Origin of the sequence: Pseudoalteromonas sp. SG43-1 (assembly GCF_014164415.1) — a bacterium.
Classification (GTDB): domain Bacteria; phylum Pseudomonadota; class Gammaproteobacteria; order Enterobacterales; family Alteromonadaceae; genus Pseudoalteromonas; species Pseudoalteromonas distincta.
Window position 1 is genome coordinate 1 of the sequence record NZ_JACJFD010000038.1, and the last position, 14,012, is coordinate 14,012.

At 38.7% G+C, this 14,012-nt stretch carries 11 protein-coding genes; 5 read left to right on the forward strand and 6 right to left on the reverse strand.

The window, feature by feature from the left end:
* Positions 1–164: 164 nt before the first annotated feature.
* On the reverse strand, positions 165–881 hold the full coding sequence (locus H5159_RS19290) for an SIMPL domain-containing protein (RefSeq protein ID WP_182780864.1): 717 nt from the start codon (positions 879–881) through the stop codon (positions 165–167).
* Positions 882–995: 114 nt separating this feature from the next.
* Between H5159_RS19290 and H5159_RS19295 the strand changes: the two genes are divergently transcribed.
* Positions 996–3,665 (forward strand): bifunctional acetate--CoA ligase family protein/GNAT family N-acetyltransferase, encoded by a 2,670-nt coding sequence (locus tag H5159_RS19295; protein ID WP_182780865.1) that lies wholly within the window; start codon positions 996–998, stop codon positions 3,663–3,665.
* Entirely contained in the window at positions 3,665–4,618 is a 954-nt protein-coding gene (locus H5159_RS19300) for an ion transporter (RefSeq protein ID WP_182692458.1), read from the forward strand. The genes H5159_RS19295 and H5159_RS19300 overlap by 1 nt, the downstream gene beginning before the upstream one ends.
* Before the next feature lie 16 nt (positions 4,619–4,634).
* On the opposite strand, the gene H5159_RS19305 is transcribed toward H5159_RS19300, so the two are convergent.
* From H5159_RS19305 to H5159_RS19315, 3 genes are read right to left on the reverse strand one after another with little or no spacing between them, the layout of a single operon-like run.
* Entirely contained in the window at positions 4,635–9,137 is a 4,503-nt protein-coding gene (locus H5159_RS19305; RefSeq protein WP_182780866.1) for an EAL domain-containing protein, read from the reverse strand.
* A gap of 25 nt (positions 9,138–9,162) precedes the next feature.
* Positions 9,163–9,564, reverse strand: a complete 402-nt coding sequence (locus tag H5159_RS19310; protein WP_024596205.1) for a GNAT family N-acetyltransferase — start codon at positions 9,562–9,564, stop codon at positions 9,163–9,165.
* 14 nt (positions 9,565–9,578) lie between these two features.
* Entirely contained in the window at positions 9,579–9,782 is a 204-nt protein-coding gene (locus H5159_RS19315) for a DUF3283 family protein (RefSeq protein ID WP_024596204.1), read from the reverse strand.
* A 119-nt stretch (positions 9,783–9,901) separates the two neighbouring features.
* Between H5159_RS19315 and H5159_RS19320 the strand changes: the two genes are divergently transcribed.
* On the forward strand, positions 9,902–10,600 hold the full coding sequence (locus H5159_RS19320) for an ABC transporter substrate-binding protein (RefSeq protein ID WP_182737075.1): 699 nt from the start codon (positions 9,902–9,904) through the stop codon (positions 10,598–10,600).
* Here H5159_RS19320 and H5159_RS19325 read toward each other — a convergent pair.
* Together H5159_RS19325 and H5159_RS19330 are read right to left on the reverse strand one after the other, a co-directional pair.
* Positions 10,597–10,842 carry a DUF1289 domain-containing protein gene (locus H5159_RS19325; protein WP_008170756.1) on the reverse strand — a complete coding sequence of 82 codons (246 nt, stop codon included), beginning with the start codon at positions 10,840–10,842 and terminating at the stop codon, positions 10,597–10,599. The genes H5159_RS19320 and H5159_RS19325 overlap by 4 nt on opposite strands.
* A gap of 105 nt (positions 10,843–10,947) precedes the next feature.
* Complete coding sequence (locus H5159_RS19330; protein ID WP_154903727.1) at positions 10,948–12,081, reverse strand: 1-acyl-sn-glycerol-3-phosphate acyltransferase; 1,134 nt, start codon at positions 12,079–12,081, stop codon at positions 10,948–10,950.
* A 389-nt stretch (positions 12,082–12,470) separates the two neighbouring features.
* Here H5159_RS19330 and H5159_RS19335 point away from each other — a divergent pair, with 389 nt between their 5' ends.
* Together H5159_RS19335 and H5159_RS19340 are read left to right on the forward strand one after the other, a co-directional pair.
* Positions 12,471–13,415: a D-2-hydroxyacid dehydrogenase gene (locus H5159_RS19335; protein WP_182768532.1), complete on the forward strand. Its 945-nt coding sequence runs from the start codon at positions 12,471–12,473 to the stop codon at positions 13,413–13,415.
* A gap of 185 nt (positions 13,416–13,600) precedes the next feature.
* A complete protein-coding gene (locus H5159_RS19340) occupies positions 13,601–13,981 on the forward strand; it encodes a DUF3192 domain-containing protein (RefSeq protein ID WP_182780867.1) in 381 nt (126 codons plus the stop codon).
* The last annotated feature ends 31 nt before the right edge of the window (positions 13,982–14,012 follow it).

Consider the following 14,012-nt stretch of genomic DNA (forward strand, 5'->3'; position numbering starts at 1 on the left):
GGGGCAATTTACTCTTTGTTGCCTACATGGATGTAGGTAAGGGGCGTGAGCAGGACGCGGAAGCTTTGCTCGGTTTTTACTTAGCCCGCTAGGTTACAAACCTCACGCCGCGATTAAATCGCCCCAAGATTGAACAAATTTTAATCCTGAAAGGTCAACAGGCCCTAGTCATTTAAATAATATTCAACACTGGTTACCACTCTTATATTTTTTATTTGCGGTGTGTTTGAATCTCGATTACTGATACTAAATTGCCCTTGGCGAGCTGTTTTTATTTTGCCTAATTTTGAATTAGAGTCTTTAGCAAATTTATTAGCGACTTCACGCGCTTTTTCAGTTGCTTCTTGCACCATCGCAGGCTTTACATCATTGAGGCCAGTAAAGATGTATTCAACTTTTGTTTCGTAGCTATCTTGCACTATTGCGATATCTTGTTTAGCAAGTTGGCTTACTTTACTCAGCGCGTTTTGCACTTTATCTGGCGCAGCAGAATAAACAATAATATTTGAGCGCACTATGTATCTAAATTGTTGATTTTCATTACTGTATTCACGTGCTTGCTTATCAATAACTGACTGGCTACCTATTGTTATTTCATCGTCGTCAAAACCATGGAGTTTTAAAAAAGCAGTTACCGCATCATTTTTTTTCTCAACTCGGCTTACTAATTTTTCAAGTTTATTGTCGGCATCACTAAATTGCAGAGGCCAAATTACCGTATCGGCTATTACTTCTCGCTCGGCCAATCCCTTAACCTGCACAGTACGTTCCATCCCTTTCACACTCAAAGCGGTACTTTTTAAAATAAACCCTAAGCTAATTAAGCCTATACTTAAACAAATAGCCGCTATAACAATGTAAAAACCGGGGGTTTTATTCACAATAATCTCCTTGATTGATATCAATAATAAGCATCGAGACGCTCGAAATAACACAGTAAACAGGGTACATTGAGACTATAAATAACGCAAAATTTAATCAGCCTAGGAAAAACCATGAGCCTTAAGCGTATAACCCAATTTTTTAACCCAAGCTCAGTGGCCGTTATTGGCGCCTCTAACATATCAACTCGGGCTGGTTTTGTGGTTATGCGCAACTTACTTCAAGGTGGCTTTAAAGGGCCAATAATGCCTGTTACTCCAAGCCATAGCGCAGTACATGGCGTACTTGCTTACCCTTCTATTGCTGACTTACCAAAAGTACCCGACCTTGCTGTTATTTGTACTAACAAAAACACCTTAATTGATATTATTGAGCAGCTTGGAGAGCTTGGCTGTAAAACCGCTATTGTTATTGCCGATGGGCTGTCTGGGGAGCAAAAAAGCGCGCTTAAAGCATGTGCTCAAGCCAAGCAAGTTACTTTGCTTGGACCCAACTGTTTAGGCTTGCTGATCCCTCATATTGGTTTAAATGCGAGCTTTTCACATACCGTGGCAAGCCCAGGTAAAATAGCATTTGTATCGCAATCAGCAGCAGTATGCTCAACCATTTTAGATTGGGCTAAAAACAAAGAAATTGGCTTTTCATATTTTGTATCAGTAGGCGATTGCCTTGATATAAACTTTAATGAACTACTCGACTTTTTAGGTCGTGATGCTAAAACCAAAGCTATTTTACTCTACATAGATAACATTGAAGATATTCGTGGCTTTATATCAGCAGCAAGAGCCGCGGCCTTTAGTAAGCCTGTAATTGCGATTAAAACAGGTAAAACAACTGCGGGCGCACTTGCAGCCGAAATTCACACCGGTGGAAAGCAAAGCTCTGACGCTGTTTACGATGCGTTATTTCAACGAGCGGGTATGCTGCGTGTAAATGATTTACGAGAGCTATTTGCAGCGACACAAACACTCGCCATGCATCCAAAATTATTAAAAGTAGAACAACTGACAATTTTAACTAATGGTGGCGGCCCGGGTGTTATGGCTGTTGATGAGCTAATTCAAAGCTCCGGTAAATTAGCAGAACTAAGCATTGAAACCCGAAATGCGCTAAATAAAGTCATTCCACAATCAGAAACCACCTCAAACCCTGTGGATATTTTTGGCGACTCAGCACCTGCGCGTTATAAGCAAGCATTAGAAATTTTACTGCACGCAAAAGAAGTTAAAAACTTACTGATTATCCATACTCCCTCAGCGCTTGCGCCCAGCGAAGACTACGCCAACATTATTGTAGAAACCTTACAAACATTACCCAAAATGGCGCGCCCTTACGTTATAACTAACTTTATGGGTGAAGACGCATCTTACGCCGCCAGAAAAGTGTGCTCAAACAACGCAATACCCACTTATCGTACGCCCGAAGGGGCTGTAGGCGCATTTATGCACTTGGTAACGTATCGTCGTAACCAAAAGCATTTAACGCAAACACCTGAGTCGAACACTGATGACGCTAAAATAAATAAGGTGGCAGCTAGAACCCTTATTAATGAGTTTTTAGATGATGGACAAAGCTACTTACCTACTCATCAGGCAAGCCAAGTATTGAACCACTATGGTATTAAATGCATTCAAACTGAGGTGGCTTACACCCCAACAGAAGCCAAAGAGCAAGCCATAGAGCTTGGTTTTCCAGTCGCATTAAAACTGATTAGTCCAAGTATTGCCTCAAAGTCTGAAGTAGGTGGGGTGGTGCTTAATTTAAACGACGCCAACGAGGTTGAACAAACTGCTTTTGCGATGCTTATCCGTATTAAAAACACTTATCCGGATGCTGTTATTGAAGGGTTTTCATTACAAAAAATGGCGCCGCGAGCAGGCGCAAATGAGCTGCGAATTGCAATTAAAACCGAGCCTAATTTTGGCCCAGTTATATTATTAGGTGAAGCAGGCACCGGCCTTGAATATGCACAAGCCGCCGTTGCTCTGCCTCCACTGAATATGAACTTGGCAAAGTATTTAATTGCCGCAGCGCACGACAAAGGCGTATTAAAGGAGCGCATACTCCCCGAGAAAGTTGATAAGTATCGTTTATGTGCACTGCTAACGCGTATTTCTCAGTTAGTTATTGATCAACCCGATATAAGCTCAATGGAACTAAATCCTATACTTGCCAGCAATGGGCAGTTTTTAGTGCTCGATGCCACTATGACACTTAACCGCTATCAAGCTCAGAGCAATCGTAAGCGCTTATCTATTCGTCCCTACCCTATTGAACTTGTTGAAGTGGTAACACTTAAAAATAACACTCAAGCTACGCTCAGACCGATAAAACCGGAAGATGAACAAGCTCATAAAGTATTTGACGAGTCACTTAACAAAGAAGACAGATATAAACGCTTTTTTGGCGAGCTTCCACAGTTTAACCACGATCAACTCGCTAAAATGACGCAAATTGATTACGACCGTGAAATGGCGTTTATTGTGTGCCAACGCTTTGAAGGTAAAACCCGCACACTAGGTGTGTCTCGCGTCATTATGGACCCCGATAACCTACATGCTGAGTTTGCTATTGTAGTACGCTCAGACTGCCAAGGCTTAGGGCTTGGTCGTATACTAATGAGCGCTGCAATTAATCACAGCAAACGCCAAGGTGTAGAGTCGATTGAAGGCATAACCTTACCAGAGAATACAGGGATGATTGAACTTGCCCGTAAGCTAGGTTTTAAAATTAGTCGCGACTTTGAAGAAGGCAGTATTAACATGGTACTTAAACTTAAATAATGAATGAACCGCAAACTTTACGCCAAAAAATGGCTTGCCTGTTTGAAGGTACAGGTCAATATCAACGTTCAGGGCATATTCTTGATATTGCACTCATTAGCTTAATAATGATTAACGTTGTAGCCATTGTTATTGAGTCAATCCCAAGTGTGGCAGAGCAGTATTACTACGAATTCTTAGTTTTAGAAATTGTATCGGTCGCTATTTTTGCTATTGAATACTTAGCCAGGCTTTGGGCCTGTGTAGATAAAACACAATATGAAGCAATGGAAGGCTCAAACAGTAAACGCAGATTAAAGTATTTTTTATCACCACTTGCGTTAATCGACTTAATAGCGATTTTGCCAAGCTTAATGATGTTTTTATTTCCTCTCGATTTACGTTTTTTACGCATACTCAGATTATTAAGAGTATTTAAACTCACTCGCTACTCACGCGCCATGCAACTACTTTTAAAAGCCTTTAACGATGAAGGTAGTTCATTAATGGCTGCTTTTTTTATAATGGCCGTTGTGCTTATTTTAGCTTCATGCGGAATTTATTTAATTGAGCACGATATACAACCCGATAAATTTGGCTCTATTCCTGCGGCTATGTGGTGGGCAATGGCAACACTAACGACCGTTGGTTATGGCGATGTAGTACCTATAACGCCATTGGGTAAGTTTTTCGGTGGCGTTATCACACTACTGAGCATGGGTATGGTCGCTATTCCTACCGGATTACTGGCATCTAGTTTTTCAGAACAGATACGCAAACGCCGTCAGTTTTTTGAAGACGCTGTGCACGAGTCAATTCAAGATGGCACACTTAATGACACCCAACAAGTACACCTAGAAGAACTACGCCATAAGCTAGGCTTGAGTAAACTTGAAGCTAATAAGGCCATTAAAACGCAGTTAAATGAGCATAACAGCCATTTGTTTTGCAGACACTGCGGTAAAAGGCCCTAAATCCGTGCGACTATTCTCAATTGAATATATCACTCCAATCGCGATTAATAAGCGCGAGTACTTCGGTATTAGGTACCGGTTTACTAAATAAATACCCTTGGAAATGCTTGCACCCTCTCGCCTTTAAAAAAGCAAGTTGGTGCGAGCTTTCTACGCCCTCAGCGACACACTCTTTGCCTAAACTATCTGCAAGCGCGAGTGTTGATTGGATAATGGCCTCATCATCAGAGTCTATGCCTATGTCTTGTACAAAGCTTCTATCTATTTTAAGTACATCAATAGGGAAACGCTTTAAATAAGTAAGTGATGCGTAACCTGTACCAAAATCATCCATGTACAATCTACAACCCAACTTTTTAAGTTGTTCCATGCTGTGCAGCGCTTCTTTTGAATCACGCATTAATATTGATTCGGTTATTTCAAAAACAATTGCCTCAGATGATACACCTGAATTATTTAACGCTTTTTTAATTTCAGGTACGAGTTCTTTAAACTCAAAATCTAGTGCTGATAAGTTAATAGATAAATACAGGTTAGGTGAGGCTTTTCGCCACTCTTTTAACTCCAATAAAGCGCGCGCAAAGGTCTGCAGCATAATTTTTGTAATTAAGCCTATCCCCTCTGCAGCCAGCGAAAACTCTTGAGTTTGTACTAGTTTATTTTCGGGCCAACGCAGCAGCACTTCAAAGCCTTCTGTTTTTTGGCTCTTAGCATTAATAATAGGCTGATAGTAATTACAAAACTCTTCTTCTCGATACGCTCTAGTAAGCTGAGATTCAAGATGCAGCGCTCTTTGAACATGCTGGTTCATCTCTTGCTTATAAAACTGGTAGCGCCCTTCTAAAGAGTCTTTTGCATGATATAACGCTATGCTCGCAGCTTTTAAAAGTGCGGGGCCTTGCTCTGCGTCATCTGGCGATATCGACACACCAATACTTAAATTAACGTTTACAACTTGACCATTAATCGCAATATTTTGATTCACGCAATCCATCAACTTAGTACATATTATAAGTACTTGCTCTATCTGATGAATATCTTCTACTAACACGACAAACTCATCGCCACCAAATCGCGCAACACTATCCGATGGTCGCAAAGAGCACTTTAAGCGCTCAGCAACTTCTTTAATTAGCTCATCAGCCGCTTCGTGCCCTAATGAGTCATTAAAGTATTTAAAACGTTTAATATTGATATGTAACAAAGCCACTTTGCATCCATGCAGTTTTGCTTGTTCAAGGGCGTGTTCAACGCGGTCATTAAATAATGTACGATTTGGCAGCCCAGTTAAGGCATCGTAGTTGGCCAATAGGTGCAGCTCGTTTTCAGCTGATTTTTGTGCGTTTATATCGGTTAAAATAATGACATAACTATTAAGGCGCTGATCGTTATCGGCCACTGCACTTATTTTCACAAGTACATGACGCGATTCACCATTAGCTAAAACCACACTGTCTTCGCACGAAAAATGCTCCCCAACAGATAGCTTTTGCATAATGCGTAAATAATCAAAACGATTGCTGCGCGATATACCTAAATTTAAAGTCCGGCTAGATAACGACTCAGCGGTGAAGTTAAAGGCGGTTTGCAGTGATTTATTAGAAGCCCGAATATTTAAGTTTTTATCGAGTATAAACACCCAATCACGTGTTTGCTCAAATGCTGCCGTAAATAGTAAAGCGTGTTCTTCAAACACCATCTCACGGGTCATATTTGTATAAGTACCCGCTACTTTTTGTGGAGTTTTATCATCCCACTCAACTACTTTTCCAAAGTCCTTATACCAGCGCCAATAGCCTTTTGCATGGCGCAGGCGGTAGGTACAATTAAAGTAGCCTTTATCGGTAGATAAAAATTCAAGCCACTCTAAGCGAAATAGCTGTTTGTCCTGCGGATGAATTTTAGATAAATATTCATCAAGGCTTACGGTTTCACTTTCGTAGCTTAACTCACTCGCTAAGCGGGGTTGGTAAATGCTTGGGTTGCTCGACTCCCAATCCCAGACACCCGATTCGCTGCCTTCAAGTGCTAATTTTAAACGCGCTTCGCTTTCTTTACTTTCTTTATTTGCTGCCAATAAAATACGCTGAACTTTATTACGGCGCATAACCCACATAGCAACAAAACCAATAAACAGCATGGCGTAAAGCACCATAAAATAAGGTGCACGCCAAAGCGGATACTTTACTTTTATTTTTAAAATAGCAGGCGAGGTATATTCGCCAGTCAGGGGGTCTTTAGCCCAAACTTTTAATTGGTAATTACCTGGATTCAATTTTGGAAACAATACGCGGTTGTTATTTCGAGTATAACTTTTTTGTCCGTTATCGAGTTGATACTCATAAATAATGCGTTCTTGATTACTAAATGCCATAGCCGAAAATGCCACTTCAAGCCCAATATCATCATGGTTTAACACAACCTCGTTAAGAGGCTGTTTTAAATCAAGCGATAGATCTCGTGACATTAAATCAACTCGCGTAATATTTACGTGATCAATAAGTGACTGGTAATTTTGGTTTTCCATTGGGTGAAAATAAGTAAAACCTTTTAAGCTACCATACGCAATATGGCCATCTTTAAGCTGTGCCATGGCGTTACTATTAAACTCAGCAGAGAGTAACCCTTCTGACGTAGAAAATTGTTGAAAATGAAGTGTTTCTGGGTTTAATCGCCAAATGCCTTTATGGCTACTCATCCAGATCATGCCATCATCATCTAGCACCATATCGTAAAGCAATGTGCCTAATTTATTCTTCTCTAAATCGATTGTATGTACTAATTGATAAGTAGATGCGTCAAGGCCTATCAAGCCAAAATTAGAAAGTGATATCCACAATATATTGTTGTTATCAATTAAATAAGAAAGCACGCTAATGGCTACGTTTTCGTGCTGCTTTGGCACTTTGTAAATCATTTTAAGTGCTAAATCACTTGGGTTTACTTGATATAAAATTCCAGCATTAAAAAATAGTGGCGAGTCTGGCTTATTGCTCAACGCGGGTAAAAAGCCATGAGCTAAAAAGGGTTCAAACTGGTCAAACTGGCCACCCAGACGCGTTATTACTTGAGAATCTATATTGTATATAAATACCCCATGATCTGAGTGCACAAAGTATAGATCGCCATTTGGCATGAGTGTAACGCCATGCACTCTACCAGTAATCAGCTCTTGATCAGCAGGGTTATGCACTTTAGGTTCGCTAACTTGATGCGTTACAGGGTCAAAAATAAATAAACCACGGTTTGTATAAAGCCATAAATTATCTTTATAGGGCGTTATTTCATATACGGTAAACTCAGTGGTGAGTAAGTCGACTTTGTAGTCTTTTAAATAAGCTTTACCAATATTTGTTTTTAAATCAACCTCGGTAATACCGTTATGCGTTGCAAGCCAAAGCTTGTCTTTATATTCGGTAATCCCCCAGATAGAGTGATGTGATAAACCATCCCCCCCGAGCAAAGTGCCATCGACATTATTAAAATGATAGCTGTCGTGAGATAAGTAAAATGCTCCATCAGTCTTAGTCGCAACCCATGTACCACCCGATTTATCTTTAGCCATATCAATAATACTGGTATCGGCAAGTGTGTACTTACTTTTGGCTATTCGAGTATTTTTAATCAGCTCTTTTGTGTTTAAATCAAATTTAAACAAGCCTTTGTCGGTAGCTAAATCTATTGTTCCGTGTTCGTTTACTATGCTCCAAACATTTAAGTCACTTAGTAATACCTTACTTTTAAAAGGTAAATCTGGGCGTTCAAACATTTTTGATAAGTTACTAATATCAACTTCGTATAAGCCTTGTACCGCCCCTACTAACAACTGTTTATTTTCACCTAATGCGAAAGACTTCACATTATTTTGGTAAATATGTTCAGCTTCACCTTTTAAATGCTGTAGAGGTCTAACTTGCTCGGTGGCAATATCAAATACGTATGCACCATGGCTTGTACCTATAAATATATAACCATTGTAGGCAAACAGCTTTCTCACAAGGGTATTTTTATATTTAGCCGGAAGCTCAAAAATAGTTGTTATTTTTCCGGTTGCGATATCAAGCTTTGCAAAATCGCGGCCTCGCCCAATCCAAAGTGTTTTTTTATCAACGGCCACCATACTAAAAACAGACTGATTGATAATTTCTTCTTCACTGGTCGGTTTTTCTAGAAATTGCTGATATGAATCTGTTACGGGGTCGTATCTAAACAGGCCTGCAAGTAAAGAGGCTATCCAAATGTGCCCTTGAGGGTCTTGGTAAATACGATCGATGATCGCCTCTTCTAACTCACCATTAGGGCCGTTTATTGGAATAACTTGATAGCCATCATAACGATTAAGCCCGGCCTCTGTCGAAAGCCAAAGGTAACCGTTAGTGTCTATAAGCATTGTATTAACGTAGCTTTGTGATAAGCCTTCGCTAGGAGATAAACGTTTTACTTGTGCCCCTACTTGGCAACTTAGAATAGTTATTAAAACTACAAAGCAACTAATGATCCCATTAACGTATTTACTCATGCTTATTCCATATTATTATTTATTATTATGGGTACTCTAGAGCGACTATATTTCGATGTTTGTAAGTATCAAAAAGTACTTGTAAAGCAAGAGTATATGTTAACACCTGGTTAAAACCAATAGCACAATATAAATCAGCTACGTTTTCATATGCGAAGGTCTTTATCTCTCTATTTTGCGACTTTAAGAGTGTTGAAAGCAATTGTTTTGCAATCCCTTTACCGCGATGTTCCAGCGCAACAAACATGGTAGATAAAAATAAAAACTCTGTTTTATCTTGTAACCTACATGCTGCCACTATTTCATTATTATAGTAAGTAACCCATACCTTATCTTGTTTATTAGCACGCCCTCTTACGCTGTGCTTTTTGTAGAATTTATTCACAAGTGGGGTTTTTAGTTCATTTAACACTTCAACTTTATACATTTTTATATCGATATTTAGCTAAGCATTAGCGCTAAATACTGTTCAAATTTTTGTTTCAAAACCATTTGCTCTGCCACTGGGCGGCTGTGGATTGTGTTGTAAACTTGCTCTCTCGTTTTTTTATTACGCTTAATTTGATACGCCCAAAAAGACGCTTCATAATCTAACTGAATTTGATATTTTTCTTCACGTGGTAATAGGCATAAATTAAAACTCACAATACTTCCTCATTCGCTTTTAAGATTATTTGATTCCCCCTCTAAACTGGGCAAGAGGTAATCTCCTTGTTATTATACGCGTCTTATTTTATTTATTTCTGTAGTAATTGGAACTGATAATGAATAGACATTTTAGTATCTTGTTATTATTGGTAAATTTATTTTTTAGTGCCTCTTGTTTTAGTCATCAATACAACCTCACTTTTAATCGTCCGCAAAGTACACCTCAAGCTGATTATGCCCTCGAGCTATTAAAGTTAGCATACGCAGATATCGGTTTTAAAATACATATAATCGATTTTAGTCACCAAAATGCTTTGCTCGCTGCAAATAATGGCGTACTTGATGGGCAGTTAGGAAGAGATGCAAGCGTTGAAGAAAATTACGAAAACTTAATTAGAGTCGATTATGAGCTATTTAAGTTTGACTTAGTATTATATAAAAACTGTTTACCTAACAGTTTAGAACAGCTCGATAGCGTCGCAATTGTTGATGGCTACCCTGTGCAAGAACATTATTTAGCAAGCACACAGTTTGCAGGGAATATTATTAAAGTTAAAAGCATGAATACCCAACTTAATTTGCTTGCTCAGAAAAAAGTACAGGGAGCTTTGATGATTAACTTTATAATGCAAAATAATGAGCTCCCGTCACCTCAAGGCTGTTTTGTAAAAGAAGTATTGAGTACTTATCCGCTTTATCATTATTTAAATAAACGTAATGAAAACTTAGTAGAAAAGCTTAAAATGTCATTAATTAACCTAACTAACAATGGCACTGCGTACGCACTAAGAGCCAAATATGGATTAAGCTTTTAAAAGTCGAACCCTTGCTGCTGCGCCTGCGTGCTTGGCACTGCATTTTGCTGCTTTTTTTGAAGGTAGCGCTTGTAGCGCTGCTGGCACAAACTAAGCACCTTCTTTTTTTGGTCGTTCGATAAGGTATTCCACGAAAAGCGCTCATCCCGACTACGATAACACCCTTTGCAATACCCTCTGTTGTTAACTAAGCAAATACTTTTGCAAGGACTTGGAATATCAAATATTTCAATTTGTTGCATGCATAAGTACCGCCCAGCTGAAAAGGAGGTATTAGTATAGCGTTATTTTTGAGCAAAAAAAAAGCAGCAATTTAATTGCTGCTTAGTTTTGTTGAGCTGGGATTATTAATACTCACAGCTATTGGTATTTATCTCTGTTTTACGGTGAAATGGCTTAGCGTACATGGCCAGCACTAACGGTTTTAACTCTTCTGGTACACAGGCTAAACGCTGTTCAAACGTCGCTGTATCTGGAGAGTCTATTACCGCCTCTTTACAGCCACCAGCAATGTAATTACCTGGGTGCAAATAAAACGAATCTACAATTTGCCTATCAATTGTTTTAGCAAGCTCTTCAGCACTATCACATTTAGATTCGATTGGCTGTCCAAATGCTAAATGCACATGCCCTTTAGCTGAACTAAAACCTTCAACAATACTGGCAATATCTTCACCCGCTGACTTAATATATTCACCATGATGCTGTTTATGATAAAGCTCTTTAGCCTTAGCAATTGCACACGGTTCATATTGATAAGAAATAGAAACAGGCACTATTTTTAACTCTTTAATATAATCGCCAAATTCTTTCTTTTGTTTACGTCCATTTAATTGCAACATTTTTAAAAGGGCAGGATCTGTTTGATCAAAACCGTCTTTTGCACGCCCTTCTTTTTGTGCAATCCAAATAGAATTTCCACCGATTAAAGAGTCATAGATATATGACGATAACTGGGTTAATGCTTTTAACATTTCTTTTGGTGCTTTAGCAGAGCGCTTAACAATGAAACTTTTATTTAAACGCATAAGCTCAGTAATGTAAGGTATTTGCAATAAATTATCGCCAATAGCAATACGCACTGTTTTCATTTTATGCTGATATAAACCCCAATTAACTAATGCAGGATCAAGCACTATGTCTCTGTGGTTTGAAATAAATAAATAGGCCTGATTAGCGTCTAACTGATCTAGCCCAGAAAAGGTAACTTTTGATGTGGTGCGCTTCACTAGTTTATCTAAGTATTGCGCCACTTCATTTTGCACATCTTCAACGGTGCTTACTTTGCCCCATTTTTTGCGTAACTGACTTCTTACCATTGGACGTGCAATAAAAGGCACTGCCGATAAAAAGCGCGGTAAATTATACTTTGCTATTACATCAATAAACGCATCATCGTTAATCAAACGTGTAAGCGACGCCGCAACTTCGTCGTCGTTGTATGGGCGTATATCTGCGTATTTATCTTCTAATTCACTCATTACTACATCTACAATGTTAAAAAACGGCACGCTAAAGCGCACCGTTTATGTCTATATCCGATTATAACTCAGCCAATCTAAAATGCGAAATAACCAAAAAAACGATTTTTTATTTTAGCAACTTGCTTTAAAGCCGAGTTTAATTACCTTCTATGACCACAGGCTTGCTTATAAGTGCAAAAAAACTGATCAGTCTAGCAAAATACCATGTTCTCAATCTGCTAGTGGGCAGACCACTACTACATAGCCCTCTAATCATTTGGTAGTAATAGCATTAACAAAGCCTTTATTTCGTAGTACCTTAAGCCCATATTTTAGATTTTTGATGGATCGTAAGCCTCTTTTTTACGATTTTAACTCTTTCAGATCCACTTATTTTAGGGCTCATAATGAACATTACTATTCTTGATAACGCAACGTTAGCTAAAACATCTCTTTCGTGTATAGAACAACTTGGTAAATTAACGACTTATGAACTTACCAGCCCAGAGCAAGTTATTGAGCATTGCCAAGGCGCTGATGTATTAATCACTAATAAAGCAGTTTTGAATCGCGATACAATTAGTCAGCTAACACAACTGAAATTAATTTGCGTAAGTGCAACCGGTACTAATAATGTTGATTTAGAAGCCGCTAAAGAATTTGGTATTGCCGTAACTAATGTAGCTGGCTACTCAACCCCTTCAGTTGTTCAACATACATTTTCTTTAATTACTAACTTACTGGGTAACACCCACCGCTATCAGGCGGATTGCCAGCAAGGCGCATGGCAAAAAAGTGAAATGTTTTGCATACTCGATTACAGCTTTAACGACTTGCAAGGTAAAACATTTGCCATTATAGGCGGCGGTACGCTAGGCAAAGGCGTTGCTAAAGTGGCTGAGGCATTTGGCGCTAATGTTATTGTTGCAGAGCGTAAAGGGGTTAAATGTCGCGATGGTCGTACGCCTTTTGAAGACGTCATTAAAACAGCCGATATAATCAGCGTACACTGCCCGCTTACAGATGAAACACGTAATTTAATCGCACTTAATGAGCTTAAAATGATGAAGCCAAGCGCTATAATTATTAATACAGCACGTGGTGGTATTATTAACGAAGCCGACTTAGCAACAGCGCTTAAGCAAAACCTAATTGCTGGAGCGGGTGTTGATGTACTAACTAAAGAACCTGCTGAAGCTTCAAATCCACTTGCTAATTACACAGGCAATAACTTATTACTTACTCCACATATTGCATGGGCAAGTACTGAATCTATTGTGCGTTTAATTAATGAAGTAAGTTTGAATATTGCGGCATTTACTAAAGGTGAATCACGCAACCGCTTGGTTTAATCATTTTATTGTAGTAATCAAATAAGCTAAAAAATGGCTGTTTTTACTAATATATTTAATATTTTATTAGATAAAAACAGCTTAACTGACTTAACAATCTGATTCATAACAACTTATCAATATGGTCTACTCTTTGCTTTAATACAGTTAATAACCAATTAAAAATCTTATTAAGGTAAATAAAAATGAAAAAATCACTTTTAGCAGCCGCTTTAATCGCTCCATTTTTAACAGGCTGTATTATTGCCGTGTCAGATGGCGAAGCTGAGACTCATTGGGCAGGGAAAAACTCATCAAGCTGGCAAGCACAGCATAAAAATAATCGTGAAGTTATATCGGAGCTAAAAATGGATAGCAGCTACCAGTCTGTTTTAACGCAATTAAAAACGCCTAATTTCACTGAGCTATTAAAAAAAGATGACGATGTATACCAAGTACTTTTTTATGTAACGCATAGCAAGCATTCAGATTCAAAAACAACAAAAGATGAATGTACGCCACTTGTATTTAAAAATGATAAGTTGGTGGGCATTGGTGACACCGCTTTAGGTATGATCACGCAGTAACCAATAAAAAATGTTTGATACAAAAACGCCA